Annotated in this window: 23 protein-coding genes and 1 pseudogene; 19 read left to right on the forward strand and 5 right to left on the reverse strand. The window is 35.2% G+C overall.

Annotation, left to right across the window (positions count from 1 at the left end):
* Positions 1-330 precede the first annotated feature (330 nt).
* Complete coding sequence (locus B5V89_RS06870; protein ID WP_108071141.1) at positions 331-1,164, reverse strand: helix-turn-helix domain-containing protein; 834 nt, start codon at positions 1,162-1,164, stop codon at positions 331-333.
* A gap of 412 nt (positions 1,165-1,576) precedes the next feature.
* Here B5V89_RS06870 and B5V89_RS06875 point away from each other — a divergent pair, with 412 nt between their 5' ends.
* Positions 1,577-2,155, forward strand: a complete 579-nt coding sequence (locus B5V89_RS06875; protein WP_108071143.1) for a class I SAM-dependent methyltransferase — start codon at positions 1,577-1,579, stop codon at positions 2,153-2,155.
* A gap of 226 nt (positions 2,156-2,381) precedes the next feature.
* Here B5V89_RS06875 and B5V89_RS06880 read toward each other — a convergent pair whose 3' ends face one another.
* Entirely contained in the window at positions 2,382-4,079 is a 1,698-nt protein-coding gene (locus B5V89_RS06880) for a M3 family oligoendopeptidase (RefSeq protein WP_108071144.1), read from the reverse strand.
* Positions 4,080-4,346: 267 nt separating this feature from the next.
* Between B5V89_RS06880 and B5V89_RS06885 the strand changes: the two genes are divergently transcribed.
* The 8 genes and pseudogenes from B5V89_RS06885 to B5V89_RS06920 all read left to right on the forward strand — a co-directional run bounded on the left by B5V89_RS06885 (position 4,347) and on the right by B5V89_RS06920 (position 13,560).
* Positions 4,347-5,783, forward strand: a complete 1,437-nt coding sequence (locus B5V89_RS06885; protein WP_108071146.1) for an AcpB/EbpR/MafR family transcriptional regulator — start codon at positions 4,347-4,349, stop codon at positions 5,781-5,783.
* Between the two features lie 193 nt (positions 5,784-5,976).
* Entirely contained in the window at positions 5,977-6,684 is a 708-nt protein-coding gene (deoD, locus tag B5V89_RS06890) for a purine-nucleoside phosphorylase (RefSeq protein WP_108071148.1), read from the forward strand.
* 71 nt (positions 6,685-6,755) lie between these two features.
* A pseudogene (locus B5V89_RS06895) lies at positions 6,756-7,936 on the forward strand (NupC/NupG family nucleoside CNT transporter).
* Between the two features lie 485 nt (positions 7,937-8,421).
* A complete protein-coding gene (locus B5V89_RS06900; protein ID WP_244913467.1) occupies positions 8,422-9,543 on the forward strand; it encodes an SH3 domain-containing protein in 1,122 nt (373 codons plus the stop codon).
* Between the two features lie 223 nt (positions 9,544-9,766).
* A complete protein-coding gene (locus B5V89_RS06905) occupies positions 9,767-10,354 on the forward strand; it encodes a hypothetical protein (protein ID WP_108071151.1) in 588 nt (195 codons plus the stop codon).
* Positions 10,355-10,515: 161 nt separating this feature from the next.
* A complete protein-coding gene (locus B5V89_RS06910) occupies positions 10,516-10,962 on the forward strand; it encodes a hypothetical protein (RefSeq protein ID WP_108071154.1) in 447 nt (148 codons plus the stop codon).
* Between the two features lie 87 nt (positions 10,963-11,049).
* Positions 11,050-12,261, forward strand: a complete 1,212-nt coding sequence (locus B5V89_RS06915) for a MalY/PatB family protein (protein WP_108071155.1) — start codon at positions 11,050-11,052, stop codon at positions 12,259-12,261.
* 228 nt (positions 12,262-12,489) lie between these two features.
* Complete coding sequence (locus tag B5V89_RS06920) at positions 12,490-13,560, forward strand: isocitrate/isopropylmalate dehydrogenase family protein (RefSeq protein ID WP_108071157.1); 1,071 nt, start codon at positions 12,490-12,492, stop codon at positions 13,558-13,560.
* Between the two features lie 433 nt (positions 13,561-13,993).
* Here B5V89_RS06920 and B5V89_RS06925 read toward each other — a convergent pair whose 3' ends face one another.
* Positions 13,994-14,971 (reverse strand): YdcF family protein, encoded by a 978-nt coding sequence (locus tag B5V89_RS06925; protein ID WP_066226121.1) that lies wholly within the window; start codon positions 14,969-14,971, stop codon positions 13,994-13,996.
* 407 nt (positions 14,972-15,378) lie between these two features.
* Here B5V89_RS06925 and B5V89_RS06930 point away from each other — a divergent pair, with 407 nt between their 5' ends.
* From B5V89_RS06930 to proP, 10 genes are all read left to right on the forward strand, one after another.
* Positions 15,379-15,657, forward strand: coding sequence for a hypothetical protein (locus B5V89_RS06930; protein WP_108071159.1), 279 nt, complete (start codon positions 15,379-15,381; stop codon positions 15,655-15,657).
* A gap of 585 nt (positions 15,658-16,242) precedes the next feature.
* On the forward strand, positions 16,243-17,406 hold the full coding sequence (locus B5V89_RS06935; RefSeq protein WP_107958324.1) for an MFS transporter: 1,164 nt from the start codon (positions 16,243-16,245) through the stop codon (positions 17,404-17,406).
* Positions 17,407-17,759: 353 nt separating this feature from the next.
* Positions 17,760-18,443: a GntR family transcriptional regulator gene (locus B5V89_RS06940; protein WP_108071161.1), complete on the forward strand. Its 684-nt coding sequence runs from the start codon at positions 17,760-17,762 to the stop codon at positions 18,441-18,443.
* Between the two features lies 1 nt (position 18,444).
* Positions 18,445-19,131 carry a DUF2848 family protein gene (locus B5V89_RS06945; protein WP_066226136.1) on the forward strand — a complete coding sequence of 229 codons (687 nt, stop codon included), beginning with the start codon at positions 18,445-18,447 and terminating at the stop codon, positions 19,129-19,131.
* A 3-nt stretch (positions 19,132-19,134) separates the two neighbouring features.
* Positions 19,135-19,932 carry a carbon-nitrogen family hydrolase gene (locus B5V89_RS06950; RefSeq protein ID WP_107958328.1) on the forward strand — a complete coding sequence of 266 codons (798 nt, stop codon included), beginning with the start codon at positions 19,135-19,137 and terminating at the stop codon, positions 19,930-19,932.
* Positions 19,933-19,967: 35 nt separating this feature from the next.
* Entirely contained in the window at positions 19,968-21,287 is a 1,320-nt protein-coding gene (locus tag B5V89_RS06955) for an MFS transporter (RefSeq protein WP_066231327.1), read from the forward strand.
* A gap of 36 nt (positions 21,288-21,323) precedes the next feature.
* On the forward strand, positions 21,324-22,040 hold the full coding sequence (gene pxpB, locus B5V89_RS06960; RefSeq protein WP_108071163.1) for a 5-oxoprolinase subunit PxpB: 717 nt from the start codon (positions 21,324-21,326) through the stop codon (positions 22,038-22,040).
* A gap of 46 nt (positions 22,041-22,086) precedes the next feature.
* Positions 22,087-23,022: a 5-oxoprolinase subunit C family protein gene (locus B5V89_RS06965; protein ID WP_108071165.1), complete on the forward strand. Its 936-nt coding sequence runs from the start codon at positions 22,087-22,089 to the stop codon at positions 23,020-23,022.
* Positions 23,023-23,041: 19 nt separating this feature from the next.
* Positions 23,042-23,806: a LamB/YcsF family protein gene (locus B5V89_RS06970; protein WP_107958692.1), complete on the forward strand. Its 765-nt coding sequence runs from the start codon at positions 23,042-23,044 to the stop codon at positions 23,804-23,806.
* A gap of 490 nt (positions 23,807-24,296) precedes the next feature.
* Positions 24,297-25,766: a glycine betaine/L-proline transporter ProP gene (proP, locus tag B5V89_RS06975; RefSeq protein WP_108071167.1), complete on the forward strand. Its 1,470-nt coding sequence runs from the start codon at positions 24,297-24,299 to the stop codon at positions 25,764-25,766.
* 58 nt (positions 25,767-25,824) lie between these two features.
* Here proP and B5V89_RS06980 read toward each other — a convergent pair whose 3' ends face one another.
* Both B5V89_RS06980 and B5V89_RS06985 read right to left on the reverse strand, forming a co-directional pair.
* Positions 25,825-26,052, reverse strand: a complete 228-nt coding sequence (locus B5V89_RS06980; protein ID WP_321165987.1) for a hypothetical protein — start codon at positions 26,050-26,052, stop codon at positions 25,825-25,827.
* 1 nt (position 26,053) lies between these two features.
* On the reverse strand, positions 26,054-26,374 hold the full coding sequence (locus B5V89_RS06985) for a YbjQ family protein (RefSeq protein WP_066231340.1): 321 nt from the start codon (positions 26,372-26,374) through the stop codon (positions 26,054-26,056).
* Between the last annotated feature and the right edge of the window lie 103 nt (positions 26,375-26,477).

A 26,477-nucleotide genomic window follows, 5' to 3' on the forward strand; every position in this document is an offset into this window, starting at 1 on the left:
GCTTGTCCATGATTTTATTAATGACTATCTATCTTATCCATCAGCTCATTATGTTCTTCAATAATTCTATCGATGTTAATGTTCAACGAATCTAAATGATTAAATACACAATCAGTTGAACAATATCTTCCTGAACTTTCTATGGGGCCGGTTAGATGTTCAGCGACTAGAAAAAAGTGTGGATGAGTTTCAATGCTTACTATTTTTTTGCATGATGAACAATTAAAGATTGAATACATTTTCCTTCTTGTTTTCATTTCTCGTCTTTCGTATAAATTTTCCTTTGTAATTTTATTCATAATATAATTCCTCCACATCTTTTTTTCTCGTTTAATTCAACCAATCATAAAATATGGGTCCGTTAAGCTGTTTAGGTGAATTGTAATTACCTTCATCCATTGATTCAAGAGTTTGATAATACAATTCATCTAATTTGTTGTTGAGAATCCCATTGAAATATCCAGTAATAGATTTAATAGCTTTATTCTTCGTTGCTATAAAGCTTGTACGAATTGCAGACAAAGTAATATCTAATAATGTATCTTGACTGTATTGGCCTTTAATATGTTTAATCTGCGCTAAATAGATTCCGTACATTTTACTTGCTAGTTTTTTATCTTCAACATATTGAAAAACTGTTTTTATTACTGAACGATACGGCGCACTAAAATAAGTGTCAGAATCTGTTTCAGGTGCCGTATACGTATTAAATTCTTTAAATGATTTAGAGCTTAAAGAAATAGCTGATTGATTTTCTGAATTTTCTTCTTTAAATTCGCTATCATGCGGTATTTCGGCATTTTTACGCTTGGACATTTGCGCCTGGACATCAAGATCATAAGAAGGCAAGATTTGATAAATATTAGCTCCTTGTCCTCCTTTAACAGGCTTGTTTGTCTTTACTTTATTAATTGCTTCTAATTCCACTAGTGATTTTAAAGCTCGTTGTACAGTTTTAATAGACATCCCAATTCCATCTGCAATGGTAGCTAATTTTAAGTGTGCTGCACCAATGAATTTTACAGCATAACGACTAATGAACCACAAAACCTTGAATTCCGTTTCTGTAGTTTTATCACGAAAATTATTCACATGGTGATTTAATTCTTCCACACTATTAAATGTAGTATAATTCTCTAAATGTGAAAAGTGGTATTTATTCATGAACCTTGTCTCCTTTTTGGAAACAAAAAAGCAACGGCCTGATTTAAGCAAACCGTTGCAAAGAAACCTATGATGTAATAAACTACACCTAAGGGTACAGCAAGTGTTTGCCTAGTCTGAGTAGGCGGACGGTAAAAGAGTGTTGGTAGCACTACTTTTACACGCTGTGCTCTTTTGTTTTTAATAATTATCTATTTTCGGTGGCAAAGGTTAATATTCCACCGTTCTGCCACCAATGACAAAAACATAAACAGTTTTAATAAGTTTTAATTAGCGCAAATAGAATCAAGTGTTTCGAAAAGATACTCATTTTAACTACTACATGTGGTTACTCATAGTTGTGTCTCATTTAACCTAGTTTAAATAAATCATCATACTGCGCATGTGGAGTGTGTATCGCAACTCATTTTAAATGTATGAAAGTGACAAATTAACAAGAAAGATCAATATACTAGAAAATGCTGATAGAAAAAATAATTTTCCAGCAGAAGACTTGTTAAAATTGCTCCCGATAAAGAGATCTGACAATATCTTGGACTTAGGTGCAGGAACAGGGTATTTGGCACTTCCTGCAGCTAAACAAATTGACGGTATTGTTTATGCATTAGATTTAGATGTAGGTATACTTACCTATTTAGAATCTAAAGCAAAAAAAGAAAAACTAGATAATATTAAAACTATAAAGGGCAGTTTTGAGAATATTCCACTGGAAGACAACACAATTGATATTGCCTTAGCGTCCATAGCATTACATGAAGTTAATCCTTTATCCAATACTTTGAAACAAATAAACAGAGTACTAATAGAGAAAGGATACTTGTTATGTGTAGAATTTGAACCAAAAGAGGCATCTGTTAGTCCGAGAGTACATTCATCTGTAATGGAACAAGAATTACTAAATGCAGGATTCGATATCAAAGAAAAAATATTTCCTACTAACAAAGTAGCAAATGAAGCATTATATATTATTATTGCTCAAAAACAAGGATAAAAAAGAAGGGTGGACTAAATTTTTACTGAACAGAAAAAATACTAGCAAAATTTACACAAAGAGTTAGCTGGGACCGCGGCTTCATACTTCTCGAACAATCCAAAATGTTGTGGACAGATCTTTTTACTGTATAGCAAAAGGTACAACTAGAAAACTAACTAGTTGTACCTTTTTGCACGCAATTTCCTATTGTCCTTTACTAAGAACCGTACCCTTGCTCACTTTGTTAATGAATGTCTTGAATAACCTTTTCTAGGAATTCACCCATTCGCTTAACAGCCGGCTCTGAAAAATCAAAACTGACCCCAGTTTGCTTATAAATAGCTGCGATGGATTGATTGTAGTCCGCACTTGCGCCTTTTTTAAAGGATTCGATAGCCTGCTCTGGGTTTTCTCGATAGGTCTCAAGTAATTGTAGAGCACCAAGCATCGAAATGGAGTATTCAATATTATAGAAAGGAACTTCGAAATAATGAAGGGTGCCTACCCAACTCATCCCAATTTCTTCCTCCAGCCCAGAAGTATCGACCGGGTTTAAGCCATAACGTTTTGAGATTTCAAAGAATTTTTCATCACGCTCTTTGGCAGTGTGTGTAGGATTCGTATACATCCAATGCTGGAAGAGGTCCCCTGACAATGGGCCGAATAACATTGTAAATGCCCGTCTCAGTTCTTCACGCTGTGCGCTCTTAAAATCTTCTTCTTCAGGATAAAATTGATCCAGCTTATCCAATAAGAGCAATTCCATCCCGTGCGAATACAGTTCAGCAATTTCCATTCGATGCTGATACTCTTCAATAGGACCATGTTCTGCATACTCGAGGTATCCATTCACAGCATGGCCCGTTTCATGAATTAATGCGATTAAAGAGAAAAAGGATGGACTAAAGTTCGCAAAAACAAAGGTATCTCCTGAAACAGGTAAGGGGGTACAGAAACCACCTGGGCTTTTTCCTTTCCGATCCCCAAGATCTAATAACCCATGCTCTCTCATGTAATCGAAACGTTCTGCAAAATATGGGTCAGTTTTTCCTAACATCTCAGAAACACCATCCATTAGAGTAGACACCTCTGCATATGGTGGGTTTTTCATTAATTTAGCGGTGTTATCCCAAGGGCGATAAGTATCGACACCAAGCTTGGATTTAAAAACTTCTGCAAGTCGATTCCAAGCAGGAATAATATGTTTCTCTACATTTTCATGAAAGTCATAACAATCTTGGACACTATACTCACGATTTTTGGCCACAAATATATAATCGCGATAATTTTCAAAGCCTGCATTTACAGCAATTTGATGGCGTAGTTGAATGAGTTCGTCCATGATGGCGTCCATATCAGGCTTAATTTGAAGAAAGGCAGAACCTATCTTGTTATAAGCTTTTTCTCTAACTGCTCTGTCTAAATGATCAAGTTGGGATTGGATAAACGGAAAAGGTTTTTCCTCCCCGTCCCATTCAACTGTTAACCCACCCATAATTTCACTATATTTCGTACAGAGCTCTTGCTCCTTTACCATTAATGGAATGTTTTCTTCTCTGAACAGTTTAACTTTGGATTCGCGAACACGTCGCATTAAGCCGTACTGTTTTTCATCTAATTGTTGTATATAAGGAGACCCACAAAATTTCTCATTCAGTTTTGCTTCATATTTCATTAAAAGTGGTTGAATGACTTGTTGATCGTGAAGATAAGTCGACTTGACTTGAACATCCTCTGTATTCCGGTAGAAGTCTACTTGGTGACCTGTCATCGCCTCAGTGATTTTATTCATTAAATCCTTTTCATCTTTTAACCACTGTTCTAGGTCAGAAATGGATTCAATCGGAACCTCAAGTAAACTTCGAATTTGAGCTTCCACCCCTTCTACATCCTGTAAATCAATTAATTCTTTATAATAATTATGACTTATCTCTTGTGTCATGGATAACTCTCCATCCCCTTTGAATTATTTTAATTATCTTAATAATTATAATATAGTTTTCTAGTTATCAGAACTAGCTTTTTCAAAAGGATCAACAATTAATTCTTTAGTGGATAAAATATCGTTCATAGACAAAGACACAAAATATTAAATGGGTAATGGTGGTTGTTCATGCCCTTTGAAATTATGATTCTGTATTCATTATCCTTTATACTTATATAATGAGATTTTTTACGGATATAAATTAGCTAGAAAAAAGGTGAAAAAATGGATAAGGATTTTTTAATAGCGAGCGAATTTTTAACATTGCTCGATACTGAGCAAAGATGGTTTACTTTAGCCGAAATCGAGAAAAAATTAGGTGTTTCTGATAAAACAATAAGCAAGATATCTGAAGGGATAAGCAAGCAACTACCTTCTGGTATAAAAATTGAAGTTTCCAGGGGAAAGGGGATCTTTCTCCAACGTGATAGGAGAAGCAAAACTGTTAGTGAAGTGATTTCTAATATGTTTAAACAAACCACTTTTTTTCGATTAATGGATTTGTTATTTACTGATGGTGGTCGATTCACACTCGAGGAACTAGCCGAAGTAATGTTCATGAGTTCCTCCTCTTTAAAAAAGTGTATTATCCAATTAAATAATCATGTACTTAAACCTTATAATCTGCGCATCACTTATTCTTCACCTTCAATGAAAGGAAATGAAATTAATATTCGATATTTTTATTGGAAATTGTATTGTGATGCCTATGAGTTTGCAGGATGGCCATTTTCCAAGATTAATTTTGATGTTATAAATCAATTAATATCAAATATTGAGGAAGAAAAAAATATTGTTTATTTTATCAACTCCAAAAGAAGATTGTCTTTTTTAGTTGCTATTGTTTTAGAAAGAGTAAATAAAGGTGAATCTGTAACAATTTCCGAAAGAAATTATCCTTGGAAACAAGGAATGTTTTATTTACCGGTGACAAATTTAGCAAAAAAGCTTCAGCAAATGTTCGCAATTGAATTGTCGCAAAGTGAAATATTCTTTATGCAATCACTATTTAGTACTAGCCAATATAATTATTACGATCATTCGATAATGGTGAAAGTGAAGGAAGCTGAGCGAGGCAAAAATAAAGTAGAATATCAAATGGTTGATCGGTTTTTATCGTTATTATTAGAGGTGTATCCCAATCTTAATATGAATGAACGTTTTCTTTGGGAAATAGATGAGTTTTTTGACAAGCTTTTAATTGATAATGCAATTCCAGAATTGATGTTGAATTCAAATAATAATTTAATTACGTATGTTCAAAAAGAATGTCAGCAAAATTATCAAGAAGTGCAAATTTGCTTGCAAGAGTGGAATACTGCATACCCTGCTGTAACGTATAATGACTTTCATTTAACAAAATTAACGCTGTTAGTTAGTTCAAGCTTACATTATAAAAGTAAAAAGGCTTTTCTGGTTATTGGAGAAGAATTTTCAATTCAACATTACGTAGCGAAACTGATTAAAAAAGAAATTGGGGATGAATTGATCATTAATACTTCAATAATGAAAGGACTGACCGATGAAATTGTACAGCAGCATAAAATTGATTTCGTTATTAGTAATATCCCTGTAACGTTAAAGACAGTGCCCGTTGTTATTATTTCTACCATACCAACTAAAAGAGATTTCGATAATATTCGTAAAGAATTGCTTTTATAATTTGGTCAATTATTTTCTGTTCCTTCCGTAAGTTTTTGGTCTAGTTTGTTATTTTAAAAAAACTTATGCTTTTAGTAGATTTTAAATTTATTTTACCTCATCAATTTTCTAGGAAAATTAGTTCAAGGTGGGAAATGTAAGCGATTTCCATGTGGGTATCACTGTTAAAAGAAAGCTAAAAGGAGGAAAAAACATGAGTGTACATTTGGAAGCAAAAGAAGGAGAAATAGCTGAACGCGTTTTACTCCCGGGAGATCCAATGCGCGCAAAATTTGTGGCAGAAAAGTTTTTAGATAATGCCCATTGTTATAACGAAGTAAGAGGGATGTATGGTTACACCGGATTATACAAAGGTGTTCCGATTTCGGTTCAAGGGACAGGGATGGGAAACCCATCGATGAGTATATATGCAACTGAATTGATAAACGATTATGGTGTTAAAAAATTGATTCGAATTGGTACATGTGGTGCTATGCAAAAAGAACTTAATATCCGTGATATTGTATTAGCCCAAGCAGTTTCTTCAGATAGCAATATGACGGAGAAAATTTTCCACGGGTGTAATTATGCACCGACTTCGGATTATTCGTTGTTAATGAAAGCATATCAGCAAGCACAAAATAAAAACGTGAACGTCTTTGTTGGGAACATTTATAATTCAGATGAATTTTACCGTGAAACATTAGATCGACTTCACAAGTTTATGGATTTCGGTGTATTAGCGGTCGAAATGGAAAGCACAGCACTTTATACATTAGCTGCTAAATATGGTGTGAAAGCATTATCTATTTTGACAGTAGGCAGCCAATTATTAACAAATGAACGCTCATCTCATAAAGATAGTGAACAATCTTTTAACGAAATGGTAGAAATAGCCCTTAATACAATCATTGATAACTAATTTATGATTTTAATAGAAAGATATCGAAAAATGGTACAAGCTTTTTAACCGATATTTGGAGGAATAAAAGAATGCATTATTTAATTTCTGTTATTGGTTTGATTATTGTTCTGTTACTGGCATGGCTTGCGAGTAGTAATAAGGAAAAGGTTAAATATCGTCCAATCATAGTAATGATTGTTATTCAAATTGTTTTAGGGTTGATTCTATTAAAAACGGGTGTAGGTGAATTTTTAGTTAAAGGCTTTGCCAATGGTTTTGCCAAATTGCTCGGTTATGCCAATGAAGGTACCGATTTTGTTTTTGGTGGAATGGCAAATAAAGGTGCTCATACATTTTTTCTCTATGTTTTGATGCCAATTGTATTTATGTCTGCGATTATAGGAATTTTACAACATTTCAAAATACTGCCGTTTATTATTAAGTATATTGGTTTAGTGCTAAGTAAAGTAAATGGTATGGGTAAATTAGAATCTTATAACGCGGTTGCAGCAGCAATTGTAGGACAAAATGAAGTATTTATTTCTGTTAAAAACCAACTCGGACTTTTGTCTAAAAATCGCTTGTACACATTATGTGCGTCTGCGATGTCGACCGTATCAATGTCAATTGTTGGCTCCTATATGACCATGTTAGAACCTAGGTATGTAGTGGCTGCATTAGTATTAAACTTATTTGGCGGTTTTATCATTGCATCTATAATTAATCCATATGAAGTGAAACCGGAAGAAGATATAGTTGAAGTTAAGGAACAAGAAAAACAAACATTTTTTGAAATGCTTGGCGAATATATTATGGACGGCTTTAAAGTGGCCATAGTAGTTGGAGTAATGTTAGTTGGTTTTGTTGGATTAATTGCTTTAATTAACGGAATCTTTAATGGTATATTTGGCATCTCATTCCAAGGAGTTTTAGGATATGTGTTTGCGCCAATTGCCTTTTTAATGGGTGTTCCATGGCATGAAGCTGTTAAAGCAGGTGGTATCATGGCAACCAAACTTGTTTCGAATGAGTTCGTTGCAATGCTTGATTTTGTTAAGATACAAAACAGTATGAGTGAACGTACAACGGCCATTGTTTCAGTATTTTTAATCTCATTTGCAAACTTTGGATCTATTGGTACAATCGTTGAGCGGTGAAAGGGTTAAATGAAAAACAAGGGAATGTCGTTGCTCGTTTCGGGTTAAAATTGTTATATGGTGCTACTCTTGTAAGCGTTCTCTCCTCAATAATCGTCAGTCTCATATTTTAATTTAACCCCCGGGAAGGTTCTGTCGATTCAACAAAAAAGAACTGCCCTGGCGAATAGGCGGAAAATTTCCGGCTATTGTATATAGAGAAGGTTAAAAAAGCAGAAATAAGCGGAGTTATTCCGATTAACTTCTCTAAATAAGACATAATCCAAGGATTTGGATAATATAACCGGAAAAACTTCCTTTATTTTAAGGGAAATATGGATATTTCCCAATTTAAACGGAATTTTTCCGTTTATTTTTCTTCCAACACAGGGACATCATTCAGTTATAACAACCAAAATCAAATAACTTTGTCTGATACATCCGATTCATTAGCAGAGTAATGATTATTTAATCATAAACTATCAAACTGTAAAGATAGTGAAATGATTTTATAAATGAATAATGGTAAAATTACTTTTGTGTTAACTTCCCTTGCTGGGCACTTCCGGTTTAAAACTATAAAAAGGTTAATTTCAATACTATAAGGGAGGGGAAATTGATGAAAAAGATATTCGCAATCTTTATTGCACTTTTCGTTGTATTTGCAGGATTCCATATGGCTGAACCGGCTCATGCTGCGACTAGCAAAACCAAATATGTTACAGCTAGTACATTAAATGTCCGAACTGGTGCAAGTACGAAATACAAAGTGGTGACAACGATTAAGAAGAATCAATCGGTTAAAGTAACCCAAACTAAAGGTTCTTGGGATAAGGTAACCGTGGGGAGTAAAATCGGTTGGGCATCTAATACATATCTAACTACGAAGAAACCAGCTACTACAGCTAAGAAAAGTGCAGCAACGAAAACGACTTCTAAAACAATGTATGTCACAGCTAGTGTATTAAATGTCAGAAGCGGTGCAAGTACAAAATATAAAGTAGTTACGACTGTTAAAAAGAATCAATCGGTAAAAGTAACGCAAACAAAAGGTTCTTGGAGTAAGGTGACGATTGGAAGTAAAACGGGTTGGGTGTCTAACAAATACCTTACTACGAAGAAACCAGCTGCTCCTAAAAATTTAGCAGCAGGGTTAAAGACAGTGGGAAGTAATAAGCAATTAATTCTTGTCACTTCTAACGGTTACAATACTTCCTCCGCTGAAATACGAACATTTGAGAAAAATTCTAAAGGAAAATGGATTCCTGTTTTAACTACAACAGGTCATATTGGTAAATATGGATTCACTCCGGCATCCAAGATGAGTGAAGGCGGTAAAAAGTCTCCAATTGGAAAGTATACTATCGGGACGGCATTTGGACGTTACAGTAATCCAGGAACTAAATTACCTTACCGAAAAATCACATCCGATGATGTTTGGGTGGATGATTCAAAATCTAAACTTTACAACACTTGGCAATCTCGCAAGAAAACCAAAGGTCAGTGGAAAAGTGCTGAAAATATGAATATTTCAGCATATAACTACGGTTTTGTAATTAATTACAATACAAAACGTATACCATACAAAGGAAGTGCAATCTTCTTCCATATAGGAAGTAGCTACACGCTTGGTTGCACAGATACATCGCAAACCAATGTTGTGAAGATTTTAAAATGGTTGGATCCTAAAAAGAAACCAGTCATCATTCAAACACCTATTAAGGAATTAAACAAATATTAATCCAAGCAAAGCCTACATGAGATAATATCTCGTTTGTAGGTTTTTTTTATATACATTTTTATTTAGTTCTTTATGAATATTGCTTATCATTTTAGAAAATAGATTAATTGCTTTCTAAATCCTTGGAGATTTATGGTATAATTCGGAAAATGGGTAAGTGGGAGTAATATTGTTTTATCGATAGACTAATGCAAACATAAGAGGTAAACAAAGGGGGAAATCAATGAAATTAGTACGAGTTTTTATTTTTATTTTGATAGTATTTTTACTAGTTTGGTTCATATATTTTTTAAAAACTGGAGATTTGTTTTTAAAAGATAGCTATTTTACAAAAGAGAGAGCGTATCAGGCATGGGTGAATGAAAACAGGCGAACAGAACTGTCCACGGAATTTCTAAAGAATGCAAAAAAAATTGAACCAACTGATAAACAATTGCTTATTTTAGCAGGTGAAAACAAAATCTATCAGCTTCGTTTCTGGAAAGAATTTTTTCTTTGGAGGGGTCCGTCCGTTTATCGAATTGATAATGACGACTTAAAGAATATGAAGGAAAAGGATATCGAATACGATTTACACTTCAATTGTGTTGCAACAGCGATTACCGAAAACCCTAATATTACCAAAGTTAAAATAGGTAAAACTGAAGCAGATTTACTGCCATTGACTCCTTATTTTAAGGAGGCTAAAAACTTGAAAATGTGGTTTCTGAATATACAACCTGATGCCTTGGATTGCCAAGGTCCTTCAGGGAAAACGTTCATTTTTTACGAGAAAAACGGTGAGGTCATTAAGAAGATAGAAGATAATTAGGCTCGAGAAGATTAATAATAGTTTCAAAAGTGAAAAACACCATTCTTATTGTAAGAAATTTACGATTAAGAATGGTGTTTTTTATTAACGGGACTATATGAAACTTTCCTACGAATATTACGTATTAGATAATTATTATCATTATAAACATAGGTGATGAAATGGAATATTGGGATTTAGTTGAGAATCCTTCTGGAGAAACGTATCGGCAGTTAATAAAAGTGCTCTGTGATCATTCGGACCAATTCTATTTTGTAACTAGAAAAGAATTGAAATACGATCCGGAAATTCTTGTACAATTTAAACCGTACACCGTCGAAACTTATAAAACAAAAAAGTGGGCAAATACAATAACAAAGGGACCGGCAGCAACGATATATATAATCGAAGCAAATCAGGCCACATGTGAACTACTGCAAAAATTTGCAAGCACACTATACGATTGGGTAGCTCCAAAATTACCAGAAGACTTAACCTTTTTGAAAAATAACTTTGTTTGGTTTTCATGTACAACTCACGAGGAATTTGGCGGTTTTTCTATTCGTTCTGAATACTATAGAAATTTACTCGGTCAAATTTCTGGTTTGAAAATTCAAAAGGTCATCTAAATCATTCATTTGATGATATTTTAGTGCTAAACTTTCTTTAAGAATTAATGAAGGCGCTTTAAAAAATTCATAAGGGGGAGAATCAATATGAAATACAATTTTGATGAAATCGTCAATCGCAGGAATACCTACTCGATGAAATGGGATGGTGGTGATTTTCTTAAAAAGATGGGTTTCACAGAAAGATATGATGAAGAGACGATACCACTATTTACTGCCGACATGGATTTACCAGTTTCACAGGCTTTATTAGATGCTTTGCATAAAACTGTTGATCATCGGATATTCGGTTATTCTATTATTCCAGATGCCTATTATGATGCCATACAACATTGGTTTAAAAAGAGACATGATTGGGAGATCGCAAAGGAGGATATTGTATACTGTCCAGGAACCGTTCATGCTTTAAATATTGCTGTTAAAGCATTTACAGAAATCGGTGATGGTATCATCATTCAGCGCCCTGTATATCCTCCATTTACTGCAGCAATTGAAGGAAACGGAAGAAAGGTAAGAAATAATGTCCTTAAATGTGATGATAATGGCTATTATTCGATAGATTTTGAGGACTTTGAAGAGAAAGCAAGGGATGAAAACACTAAGATGTTCATTCTTTGTAATCCGCACAATCCAACCGGAAGAATTTTTACAAGAGAAGAGCTTCAAAGGTTAGCGGATATTTGCATAAAAAATAATGTCCTTATCATTGCAGATGAAATTCACGGAGACCTGATCAGACGTAATCAAACGTTTATTCCAATTGCAAAAACAGTTGACAATGATTGTCATATCATCACTTTTACAGCCATTAACAAAACATTTAATACAGCAGGCCTTCATTGTACGAATGTGATCATTTCCGAACCAGAAAAAAGACAAAAATTCAGTGAAACATTGGGCATGCAGCTACCATCACCATTTACAATTGCTGCACTAATCGCCGTTTACAATGAGGGAGAAGAATGGCTTGAACAGTTAAACGAATATCTTGATGGTACAATGGAGTATGTGAAAAATTTCCTTGCGAAGAACTTGCCGACCGTTAAAGTCAGAATACCTGAAGGAACCTACGTGATGTGGATGGACTTTAGGGGATACGGTCTTTCAGCTAAGGAGATTCATGATCGCATCTATAACAAAGCAAATGTCCTGCTCGAGGATGGCGAAATGTTTGGAGATGAAGGAGAAGGTTTTCAAAGAATTTGTATCCCATCACCTAGACCTCTCATTAAAAAAGCTCTTGAAAGAATTGCCGCGGAATTTAAGGATGTTGAATCTAAAAGTTTATTAAAATCCTAAGTACAAAAATTAATCAAAGAGTCCTAATCCTGATAGATGGGGCTCCTTTTATTTTGATGCAGTCTTGTATTCGATCTTTTTCCTTCGGTTTAGATAGCATTCCAGGATTAAACAACCATAATTAAAACATATGATTATTTATTAGATTTATATATTATACTTTTAACTATTTTATTATTATATTTAATCTAAAAGACAAATCGGCTTTTGGAAAGGAATGGAATTATCATGGCAACCTATAAAATTGGTGTACTTTATGGGGATGGAATTGGCCCTGAAATAACAAAGGCAACAGTAGATGTATTAACTGCAGCATCGAAATTAGCAGGAACAACGAAATTTGAATTTGTAGAGCTTCCTATGGGATGGGATGGAATAGAAAAATACAATGATCCAATGCCGCAATCAACAAAAGATGCGTTAAAAGAGACTCATGGATGGATTATGGGTCCACATGACTCAGCATCGTATCCAAAAGAACTTAAAGAAAAAAGAAATCCAAGTGGGGAGCTACGCACTTATTTTGACTTATATGCAAATGTTAGGCCTGCCAAAACGATGGAAGGTATTCGAAGCGTAGTAGGCGATGCGGACTTAGTGATTTACCGAGAAAACACGGAAGGTTATTATTGTGATCGAAATATGTATGTTGGTGTTGGAGAGTGGAAAGTTACACCCGATATCGTCATTTCCGCTGGTGTATTTACTAGAAAAGCAATTGAAAGAATTGCCCATGCTGCATTTAAGGCGGCTCTGCAACGCCGCAAGAAGGTTACGATCGTACATAAAGCAAATGTGATTCAACTGGGGTCTGGGTTATTTCTTGATGTATGCCGTGAAGTGGGTCAGCAATATCCGGATGTGGAAGTGGATGATTATCATATTGATGCTATGGCGGCACATCTTGTTAGACGTGCTAATGACTTTGATGTGATTGTCACAGAGAATATGTTTGGTGATATTTTATCCGATTTAACAGGAGAGTTAGTGGGAAGTCTTGGTTTAGCACCATCGATTAATAGCAGTGACAATCAAGCAATGGCTCAAGCGGCACATGGCTCAGCACCTGATATTGCAGGAAAAAACATTGCGAATCCTACAGGAATTATACTATCTGCTGTCATGTTTTTAGAGTGGTTGGCTAGCCAGCACAATGATCCAAAGGTTTCGGAAATTGCCCGTAATATAGAAAACGGGTTATTCTTGGCTATTTCTGAAGGTGTGAAAACAAAGGACCTAGGTGGGAAGGCTTCGACTACAGAATTTACCGAAGGGATTATTGAAAGACTTAAACGATAAGCAGGAATTTCTTGAAAAAGCGGTTTAATGTAAAGGAAGCTTTCAGTTATTTAAAGGCTACTGATTATTGTGCTGGACTTTCCGTTAGCTTATCTGAGAAAAGGAATTTCATCTATTTCTAGCACGATGGTCTCTTGGTTTACATGAAACTGGATATTGCTGTCAGCGTATTTCGGATTATTCAATAGCTCAATCACTATCTGGCACAAAATCCTGTTGTTAATTTAAATCATCCATCGAAAGTCCATGACGGAAGAATCATTATGGAACACGATTAACATTCAAATTTGATCGATGGTGCGTCTTTAAACTTAACTAACCAATACAAAAAACCATTCACAATAGATGAATGGCTTTTATATTGGTTAATTTAATAGAACTAGAAGAAGGGATAAAAGGGTTAAAAGGATGGAAACTCCTAAAATGATCCCCACTACAACGGTATGACGTTACGTTGCATCACAATGATTGCGATATATTCTCGAATCATTGCATTTGGCCAGTAGTAAAATGCAGTTTTTGAACCAATTCCTTGGCTCTTTAGGCCTGCCATTTTTGCATATAAGCTGGCCCTGAATAGATGGAAATTGTTTGTAGTAAAGATGCTGTTATATTCGCCTCCCTTTATTGAATCCATTATTTGTTTTGAATAAAGCATATTCTGGAATGTATTAACTGAACGAGTTTCTGTCAATGTATGCTCAGAAGGAATTCCTTTCTCAACAGCATACGTTTGCATGGCTTCCGCTTCAGGAAGGTTTTCATCCGGACCTTGTCCGCCTGAGAAAAGTATGATTGGCGGAAAAGCGGCAGCCGCTTGTTTCCAATAAAAATCAATGGCCTTATTAATTCGACTGGCCAAGAGCGGCGGCACTTTATCGTTAATTAAACCACTGCCAAGTACGATGATAAAGTCTTGGTTCAATTTTGGCTTGTTAAATTGATATAAAAAATAAGCAGTTAAAAAATTGGTTAAGTGTAAAAAGAAATAAACGATTATTAAAGTAGCCCCAGTGTATAAAGGGTGAAATTCAGTAGAAAAAAAACGCTCAGTATTCATGATTTTAAATAAGAACAATACTAAAAGAAAGATCCCTAAAATGAGGGTTAAACTGTTAGAGAATCGCCTGCTTTCTTTTTTCATCAGGAATCGGCCATTTAAAAATAACCCTACCCCTAGTGCAAATAATCCGAATGCTGAGATAAAAAGTATAAATAAAACAGTCGGGATAAGAGCGATTAACTTAAAAATAAAAATATCTGAACTGAATCCTACATAACCACAAAAAAGAAGAAATGAACAAATAAACAGGTTAAATAGAAAACCGTTTATCATTCGTCTAGGATCTGTTAAATAAAATGCTAGGAAAATAATAAATAAAATAACAGTGATAATTCCAATAATAACCATTTTATACCTCGACTTTTTATAAGATTATCCAGTTCATTATAAACGATAGCTGTATCAGTTTATAACCCTTTTTTATTTTTGCCTATTTTTATTAGTTTACAATTCAAAAAAATTTAGTTGTACTGTTCTTTTGAACATTTATGAAAGTTGGATCCGATTGAGGATTAAATTTTTGATATCATATATAAAATATTCCCCCGATTAATGAGAAGGGATTATTTGTTGATTAACCTATTGGAAAACGTATACGAAATTATTCGATAGATAAGGCGAGGGTCTGAATATGAACATTAATAATTTTGAAAGCTATATAAACAAAACCATTTTAGACAGAGGGTATACCTATTACCTCGAAGGAAATGTTGTAGAAGCATACGATAGAGGAAGAAAATGATCTTGAGGAACTCTTGGAATATGTTAAAGATAATACGAGATATATAGAAGAATATGCTGAAAAGCTAGTCAAGCATTATAAAGAAGAAGTCATTGAAATTTATAAAGAGTATATAAAAGATACGGCAAGTACTTCATCCAATCGAAGAGATTACCAAGGAGTATGTCACAAAATCAGAAGATATAAAAAGATTGTAGGTAAGCCAAAACAATTGGAATTGATAAATGAACTAATAGCCTTATATAGAAAAAGGCCGGCCTTTTTAGATGAATTAGGAAAAATTAAAAAGTGATCGATAAAGAATTACAGAGATTCAAAGCATCTAAATGAGGTTTACTTGGTTTTTTGAAACATTAGAAATCTTATCCTTAAATCAGTAACCAGTGATATTTAAATAAGCGGAAGTTTTCCGGTTAGTCTGCTGTATAGAGCTCGGTGCGGGGAATTTAAGCGGAGAATTTCCGATTAAGCAAAGCAAAAGTACCCATTTTTACGTTTTTCGAGTCAATAGCCGGAATCTTTCCGGCTATTTTAGCAATATTTAATGCTATTTCCAAATTAAGAGGAATTTCTCCGCTTAATTATCAAACTCACTTTAGCAGCTAATGAGCTGGGTGGTTTCGAGGAAAAAAGAAGGAATAGAGATTATAACATTGCTTGATCATAAAATCCAGTAACAGGAAAATGAACCACTAATTGATTTGTAGCAGCAATTCATGAATTTCAGCATTTGCTAAAAGCAAAAAACTTGACTCTATCGATAGATTAGGGATTAAATTATGCGTTGTAAGGTTGTTTATGATTGCCTTATTATTTGAACGAATTTGGATATAACTTTTAAAGAGGAATTTTAGCTTACATAAAGGGAGTAAAATATATGCAAAATCGAAACATGATGTTAGCTATATTATTGATTAATCTATTTATTGTCTTTGTAGGAATTGGCCTTGTTATTCCGGTTACTCCTACGATTATGGATGAATTACATATTGCTGGATCTGTTGTCGGCTATATGGTAGCGTTTTTCGCACTTACGCAGTTAATATTGTCGCCCATTGCCGGCCGTTGGGTAGACCGATTTGGACGTAAAAAAATGATTATTATTGGTTTAATCATTTTTGGAATTTCGGAGTTTTTATTTGGAATCGGTAAAACTGTAGAGGTGCTTTTTATTTCTCGTATGCTTGGCGGTGTCAGTGCAGCATTCATTATGCCAGCTGTTACCGCGTTTATTGCAGATATTACGACGGTTAAGGGAAGGTCAAAAGCGATGGGATATATGTCGGCTGCTATTTCGACGGGTTTTATTATTGGACCCGGATTTGGCGGCTTTTTAGGAGAGTTGAATACTCGCTTGCCGTTCTTCGTTGCAGCCGCCTTTGCAGTAGTCACGGCAATTATATCGGTCGCTGTACTTCATGAACCGGAACGACAACTTGAAAATGGAGAAGGAACAGGACAAAAAACAGGATGGAAACGTATTTTTGTACCGATCTATTTTATATCTTTTATTATTATTTTTATTTTTTCGTTCGGTCTATCGTCCTTTGAATCGTTGTTTTCTTTATTTGTCGATCATAAATTCGGCTTTTCCCCGAAGGATATTGCCATAGTGGTATCAGGTGGCGGGATATTTGGGGCAGTTTTTCAAATTGGTTTATTTGATCGCCTAACGAACTGGCTTGGGGAAATTCGCTTAATTCGCTATTGCCTAATTTTCTCAGCGATACTCGTATTTTTAGTAACAATCGTGAATACCTATTTTACCATTTTAATTGTTACTGTAACCGTATTTGTTGGGTTTGACTTGATGCGTCCGGCTGTAACAACGTATTTATCAAAAATTGCCGGTGATGAACAAGGTTTTGTCGGCGGTATGAACTCTATGTTCACTAGTATCGGTAATGTTATTGGACCAATTATAGGCGGGATGTTATTCGATATTAATTTAAACTATCCTTTTTATTTTGCAACGGTCTTATTAGCAGTTGGAATTGGAATTTCGTTTGCATGGAAAAAAAGAGATTATCTTAAAACGTAAAGATAGGTATTTTCGAGCGAATGCATAAGGTGGCAAGAATATAAGTTAGTTTTTTTAGGGTTTCTTCTTGATCTGTATTTGATTTAAGGGCTTCCTCTATAAAAAGCTGATACAAATTGATAGCGATAGAAATGGACGTGAAAAAGATTTGAATCCTTGTCATTCTTTTCATTTTACAGAGAAAAAATTAAAAACTTTAAGTTGGGATAAAAGCTGAAGATTAAATTTTTCTTCAGCTTTTTTATTATTCAAGGTGGTTTATATTCTTTAAATATATTGACAAAAATAACTACTCTAAATAAACTGTAAATATAACTGGCATGCCACATGCCAGAATGGGAGGGAGATATAGGATGAGCCTATTTAAAGTACAGCAGGCTCCTTCTCTGAAGCAACAAGCATATGAAGGAATTAAAAATGCAATCATTTTACAAAAGATTCCTCCGGGAAGCGCTTTATTTGAAAGGGACTTAGGCGAAAGCTTAGAAATTAGTCGAACCCCTGTAAGAGAAGCTATTCTACTATTGGAGATGGAAGGTTGGGTGAAGTCTATACCGAGAAAAGGGACATTCGTTAGTCAAATTACAATTTCGGATGTTGAAGAAGTGATTCAAATTAGAAAAGCACTTGAAAGTCTAATTATCGAACTGATTATCCCGATCATTAAAGAGAGGGACATTGAACAGCTAAATGAAATTTACGTAAAACAGCTTGGTCAGGTGGAAGATAATGGACAATTCATATCAGTAGATAAAGATTTTCATATTTACCTTTCTGAATTGAGTGGAAATGGCCGTCTTGTATATTTAATGAATACGATAAGTGAACAAATAAGGTGGTTTGGTGTTAGTGCGGTGAATTTACCTAATCGAAAGGAACAAACATTAAAAGAGCATGCGCGAATCATTGATTGTCTAAAAAATAAAGAAGTAGAAAAAGCAAAAAAGGCTGCATTAGAGCATATCGAGCATACTCGAACAGCTATTTTATCAAGTCTAAATGAAACTAATGAAAGCGTTTCCGAAGAGGGGGAGTAAATTGAAAACGATAACATTACCGTTAACTATTAATAACGAAGATAAAGAGATTACTATAAACTCTGTTTATTGTATAGGGTATGCCGGTCGCAATATAGAAAAAACAATGGAGCATATTGATGAACTAGAAAAAATCGGCGTACCACGTCCGGCAGAAATCCCGACACTCTATCCAGTTCGCAGAAATAGTCTTAATCAAACTGAGGAAATTGAAGTACTTGGTGGAGAATCAAGTGGTGAAGCGGAAATTGTTCTAATATTCGGAGATTCAGATGATGATGTATACATTACTGTAGGCAGCGATCATACAGACCGATCACTGGAAACCATTGATATTAACCAATCAAAACAAATTTGCGATAAACCGCTTGCTCATAAGGCATGGAAGCTTAACGACGTAATTGATCACTGGGATGACCTTATATTAACTTCACAAGTTTATATAGACGGTCATTGGCAGGATTACCAAATGGCGAAGATTGACGCAATTATTCCTTTGGATGATATAAAAGCTTTTCTCAATAAGAAGAACATTTCTATGAGAAATTGCGTCATCTTCTCGGGAACTGTACCACTATTAGAAGGATTTAAATATGGTAGCGGATTTAAAATGGCATTCATTGACAATGTAAGAAATGATGAAATACATGCGGAATATGCTATTACCCGCTTAGATTTGGAGGCGTAAGAGATGAAAATTTCAATTTACCAAATGGAAATCATCCCTGGTAATCCAATGGAAAATATGAAAAAAGTACGTGCATGGATTGAAAAGGAAGTGAAAAACTCCGGTCCGGACGTCATTGTATTACCTGAAATGTGGACTACCTCCTACACTTTGGAGGACATTCATCATTATGCAGACGATAACGGCCAAACGATTATACCTTTCCTTCAAACGATGGCCCAAACTTTTAACATCAATATTATTGGCGGCTCTTTTGCAAATAAGGTCAATGGAAAGATCTTTAACACAGCGGTTGTAATAAACCGACAAGGAGAAGCGATTTATCAATATGATAAAGTCCATTTGGTCCCGATGCTAAACGAGCCGAAGTATTTAGAGGGGGGGCGAATCGTACCTGAAGTTTTCGAACTTGATGGAATTAAGATGGGACTTATCATTTGCTATGACTTACGTTTTCCGGAAGTTATCCGTCCACTTGCATTAGAAGGAGCCGAAGTATTGTTTATCGTCGCAGAATGGCCTATAGAACGACTTAACCATTGGAGAAACATTCAAATTACACGCGCGATCGAAAATCAATTATTTGTTGTTTCCTGCAACAACGTAGGCTCGTATCAATCCACTACTTTTGCTGGCAACTCCATGGTCGTTAATCCATCGGGAGATACATTGATAGAAGGATCAACAACAGTTGAAGAAACGCTATATATTTCAATTAATATTGAAGAAACATTGGAAGTTCGCCAAAAAGTACCCGTATTCTCTAGTCGCGTACCTAATTTGTATAAGCAAGGTTTATAACATTTAAAATTTTGTTAATTCGAGGGGGAAAGTTAATGAATAAAATTAGGGAGAATACAGTTCATAACACTGCGAATGATACACAAATTGATCGCAGCAAGCAGCAAAAAATTGCTGGGATTTCAAGTGTATTAGGATCAACGATAGAATGGTATGATTTCTTTCTTTACGGAACAATGGCTGCAATTATATTTCCGCAATTATTTTTTCCGGAACAAGATCCATATGTAGCAACGCTACTAACTTTTTCAACTTATGCGGTTGGTTATGTTGCAAGACCAATCGGTGGAATTCTATTTGGACATTTGGGCGATAAAATCGGTAGAAAAGTTTCTTTAGTAGCCACTTTAATTTTAATGGGGGTCATGACGCTTCTTGTAGGTTTACTACCTGGTTATAATCAAATTGGATTATGGGCACCTATTATCGTTACAGTACTTAGATTTTTACAAGGAATTGCTATTGGAGGAGAATGGCCGGGTTCAGTTTTGATTTCAATGGAATGGGGAACTAAGAAAAATAGAGGCTTTATGGCCGCTTTGCCTCAGATTGGAGTTCCTCTGGGATTGATACTAGGAACAGCAGTAACTTCTCTTTTTATTACAGTTTCCGGCGATAGTTTTCAAACATGGGGTTGGCGAGTACCATTTATTTTAAGTATATTTTTGGTAATTATTGGATTAGTGATTAGATTCAATTTGCTAGAAACTCCTTCGTTTAAAAAAGCGCTCGAAGAAAAGGAGTTACCTAAATTACCTTTTGTTTCCGTGTTTAAGCATTATCCTAAACAGGTAATATCCGGAGTATTTTCAAATGTTAGTAGTGATATTGCATTTGGAGTGTTTGCTTTCTATACGACGACCTACGGAATAAAATTTTTAGGCTTAGATAAATCAATTTTTGTTAATGCAACACTTGTAGGTGCAGTTATAGCCGTATTCGCAATCTCTTTATTTGGATATTTAAGCGATAAAATAAGTCCAAAAAAAATACTTGGATTTGGTAATATACTACTTATTTTATGGGCTTTGCCGTATTTTTATTTACTAAATACTAAAAGTACAGGATTAATTTTCTTGGCCATTATTATAGCATTTATCATTCACTCTATTATGTGGGCACCGTTGGCTCCGGTTATTGCCGCTAGTTTCCCGGCACATCTTAGATTTAGTGGATCAGCTATTACTTTTATGTTTAGAGGTTTGATTGGTGGAGGAGTAGCTCCATTGATTTCTACCTATCTTCTTAATAAATTTGATACCGGATACGCCATTAGTGGATATATTATAATTGCAGCAGTAATAGCGTTAATTGCATTAAAATTTGTGGATGTTAAATATCATAAAGAAGATTAATAATCTTTAAGAGTACCTTTTAAGGGATTGATGAAATTGGATTTTAGATATAAAGCTGCTGGAGATTCAGCGATCTTGATGGAACTCGATGCAGGTATCGATGAAAAAACAAATAAACGGATCATCCATTTATCAAAACTTATTGAAGACAAGGCGGAAGAGGGTTTTGGCGAAGTTATTATCGGCTACCGTTCAATACTCGTTCAATACAATCCTTTACGACTGTCTTACCAACAAGCTGTCGAGCTGCTCAAATATTTAGAAACCAATAATGACAGTAATAAATATGAAAAAAGAAGACATATTGAAATTCCTGTTCTATATGGTGGGGAACATGGACCTGATCTGGAAAGTGTGGCTACTTATAACAATCTATCACCAAAAGAAGTTATTTCTATTCATAGTGCAGCCAGCTATTTAGTTTATTTTATAGGGTTTACACCTGGCTTTCCTTTTATGGGAGGTATGTCAAAAAGAATCGCTACTCCTCGTTTAGAAAATCCCCGGATTTCAATTCCTTCTGGGAGTGTAGGGATTGCAAATAATCAAACGGGTATTTATCCTGTTGAAAGTCCGGGAGGATGGAGATTAATTGGACAAACTCCGATACGCTTATATGATTGGCAGGCAAACCAGCCATTTTTACTACATGCGGGCGATAAAGTGACTTTTAAAGAAATACAGATCGACGAATTTAATGAAATAAAAGAACAAGTTGAAGATGGAAAATATATTCCTGTAATTAAAAATTGAATAGACACCAGTTCAGGGAAAGGAGGAATTTGTTATTTTTGAAGTCATTCACCCAGGCGTATTTACAACCGTTCAAGATTTAGGGAGATCAGGATACCAAAAATATGGGCTGGCTGTATCTGGATCCGCCGATCATTACTCTCATAGGATAGCCAATATTTTAGTGGGAAACCCGGAATCTTCGGCAGTATTAGAGGTAACTCTCATGGGATTAAAAATGAAATCATTAAAGCAGACCGTTATAGCGGTGACAGGAGGGGACCTTACTTTTACAATTAACGGAGTTCCTTCCCCCATGTGGTGCTCCGTGAAAGTAAATATTGGAGATATTATTCATTTTGCCGGATGCAAGTCCGGTTGTAGAGCATATATCAGTGTACTAGGTGGAATTACTGTTCCAGAGATATTAGGCAGTAGATCCACCGATACAATTGGAAAAATTGGCGGAATAGAAGGAAGAGCACTTAAAAAAGGTGATATTATTCCTTTTAACGAGCAGCCACTTAGCCAGTTTCAAGGGATTAGGCGTCGTCTTCCTGAATATTTAATCCCTACTTACACTAATTCATTTCACCTGAGAGTCATACTTGGTCCTCAAGAGGAAGCTTTTTCAAAAAAAGCGATAGATACATTCTTTTCCTTTACGTATAAGGCAACCAAAGATGTGAACCGAATGGGCTGCAGACTAGAGGGACCTGTAATAGAGCATATAGGAGGGGCGGATATCACGTCTGAGGGGATATTTTTCGGAGCCATTCAAGTTCCTAAAAATGGACAGCCAATTATATTTTTAGTCGGAAGGCAAAGTGTAGGCGGGTATACGAAAATAGGGGGAGTAATCACGGTAGATCTACCGAAATTAGCTCAAGTGAAGCCGGGAGACAGTATAACATTCGAAAAAATTACAATTGAAGATGCACATGATTTATTAAAAGAAATGGAACATGATTTTTTAATATTAAAGTCGTATTCTTATAATTGATTTTTTAGGAGAGTGTAAAATGAGAAAAACCATTGATTTGAATTGTGATATGGGAGAAAGTTTTGGGGTTTATAAACTTGGTTTCGATGATGAAGTGATAAAATTAATCTCTTCTGTAAATGTTGCCTGCGGGTTCCATGGCGGAGATCCTAACACGATGGATCATACAGTAGCGATGGCCAAAAAATATGGTGTTGGTGTCGGGGCACATCCGGGATTTCAAGATTTAGCTGGGTTTGGGCGACGAAATATCGACATGTCAAGAAAAGACTTAATGAATTTGATTATTTATCAAATTGGTGCACTCGATATATTTTGTCAAAAACATGAAACACCACTTCGGCATGTAAAACCGCACGGAAATATGAATAATATGGCAGATTCAGATAAAGAAATGGCTACAAATATAGTGGATGCAGTACTTGCCGTTAAACCAGATCTACCTATCATGGTTAAGCCTAACTCTCAATTACATTTGGTAGCAAAAGAAAAAGGATTACCTTTTATTTTAGAATTGTTTGCTGATCGAGAATACAATAGCGATTTTTCGTTAGTATCAAGAAAACAAAAAGGTGCTGTCATTACTGATCCAGACATTGTTGCAGAGAGAGTATTAAAAATGGTGACAGAAGGAAAAGTGACAACCTTTGATGGTGAGGAAATGGAAGTGCAAGGAGAAACGATTTGCGTCCATGGTGATACTCCGACTGCTTTAGACATGATTAGAACGATAAAACAAAAGCTTGAAAGTATGGATATTGAGATTGCTCCGTTTTCCGTGTAGTCTTTTAACTAAATATTAAGCTTTTTAAGAAGGTATTTCATTAAGTTGCTAAACTTTTTGGAAGCCTCTTTTTTTCTTTACTTTATTTGACCAATAAGAAGCCACTACACACTTTTTCCATATAAAACTACTAGGAAAATATTTTAACAAAAAGAAATTAAACAAAAGAAGTGAATGGAATAAAGCAAAGCACCAAATTTGACCATAAAGTTGGTAATATTTATAATTAATGTAACACTAATTCTTAAAGCAAAATCAACATTCTTATCTGCAGAGAATGTTAATGCTTCGATTTTACCCTTTTTTGACCTTCTTCTAATTTTTTAAGATAATTCCACCAATTACCTTTAGCGGCTTTGATATGGGCGAACCCGAAAATATTGTTAATGTACGGTATGAGTGTAGCAGAAAACCAATCGGAATAGAAATAAAGAAGTCAGTTCAAAATAACATTAAATGATAATTTTTAATAAGAATATAGGTGAAGCAATTGGACAAAATTTCTGGGGGTAAAAAAAGTCCTAAAAGAAAACTAAAAAAAGATGATATTACGGTTGTTGATACAAAAGCGGCTAAAAAAGCGGTGGTGGCTACTGCCCTTGGAAATGCGATGGAGTGGTTTGATTTTGGAATTTACTCTTATTTAGCCGTAACGATAGGAAAGGTATTTTTTTCGGGCACAGCCGGGTCGCTACAATTAGTGTTTTCGTTTGCTACTTTTGCTGTAGCATTTCTCGTTCGTCCTATTGGCGGGATGTTTTTTGGTATGTTGGGTGATAAGTTAGGAAGAAAAAAGATATTAACGATCACTTTAGTGTTAATGTCTTTTTCTACTCTATGTATGGGTTTGATACCGAGCTATGCAAAGATTGGAAATTGGGCTCCAATACTTTTGCTTTTGGCCAGACTGGTTCAGGGATTTTCCGCGGGTGGTGAATATTCAGGTGCCATGACATTTATCGCCGAATCTTCTCCAGATAAAAAAAGAGGTTTTTTTTCAAGTGGTTTAGAAGTGGGAACATTAGCTGGATATATCGGTGGATCCGCAATTGTGACGATTCTGAGTTATACACTCGGACCGGATAAAATGCTTGATTGGGGATGGCGCATTCCGTTTTTTATTGCTGCTCCGATGGGACTAATCGGTCTTTATTTGAGAAATAATTTAGAGGAATCACCTGTCTTTGAAGCAATGAATGAAGGGAAAGACAAAGAAAAAGAAAAAGGCTTAATAAAAAAAGTTTTTGTATATCATTGGCCGCAACTGCTTAAAGGGGTAGTTTTAGTTTTATTTTTTAATGTTGTCGATTACATGTTGCTATCATATATGCCATCTTATTTAAATGTTGTGCTAGGTTATGGTGAAACAGTTGGTCTTTTGTTCATTTTGATTATTATGTTTATCATGATTCCAATCGTTTTATTCATGGGCTATATTAGTGACCGGGTTGGGAATAAACGTATTATTTTAAGTGGATTAATAGGCATAGTTATTCTGTCCATCCCAGCATTCAAGATGATTGGAAGTGGAAGTTACACGACGGTGTTTTTTGGACTAATGATATTAGCAATTCTTTTAGCTACATTTGAAGGAACCATGCCGTCCATGCTGCCTTCCTTATTTTTTACAGAAGTAAGATATGTTGCGCTAGCCGTTACTTTTAATATTTCGGTTTCCTTATTTGGCGGAACAACACCATTGGTTATGGCGTGGCTTATAAAAGTGACTGGTAACCCAATGGTTCCAGCTTATTATATTATGGCTGCTTGCTTAATTGGTATTTTGACAATGATTTTTGTAAAGGAAACAACAGGGAAAGCGCTGCGAGGTTCTGCTCCAGCAGTAGAAGAAAAACATGAAATTGCAGATATTTTAGAGAATCCACAAGAGGCCATTTGGTGGAAAGACGAAAAAATAACTATTGATGAAAAAATCGCTGATTCAGATAATGAAAAATAGGGTTTACAAGTAATTCCCTACTTAGGCTGCCGATAATTTCCGGCAGCCTTCTTGATCTTTATTCTTCTTTATAAAATCGTTCTCCAGTATCCGGATTAAAATAAACGACTAATCGTTTCTTTGTGGTTGGGTCGATTGAAACTTCATTTGTCCGAATGAATCCTTTAGGTACTTGTTTACCGTGCTTTGTTTTGAAGCGACGATCCCAAATGAACCAAGATCCGAAGATTAAAATAAGGAGAACAATGAATTGAATACCGTAAAAGCCGAAAATCCATTCCATCATCTTATTCTTCTTCTACAATAACGGCTGTTCCATAAGCAACGATTTCACTCATGTTTTGGCCGATTTCACCAGAATCAAAGCGCATCATAATGATCGCGTTGGCACCCATTGCTCTGGCGTTTTCTACCATGCGATCAATCGCTTGCTTTCTGGCATCCTCCAGCATTTCCGTATACTGATTAATTTCTCCGCCTACAAGACCTTTCAACGAAGCAACGATATCTTTGCCGATCCCCCTTGCTCTAACGGTTAACCCAAATACTGGACCTTTCACTTCAGTAACTTTATGATTAGCAATTTTCTCTGTTGTTACAATAATCATATGGAACGCCCCTTTTCATAATTGATTCGCTACATGTTCATTTTACTTTGTTTTGAGTGAAAGATACCATTGTTTTTTCAAATAAAGAGGCAATTGTGTTGGC

The sequence above is a fragment of the Heyndrickxia sporothermodurans genome, from assembly GCF_003055045.1.
GTDB classification, from domain to species: Bacteria; Bacillota; Bacilli; order Bacillales; family Bacillaceae_C; genus Heyndrickxia; species Heyndrickxia sporothermodurans.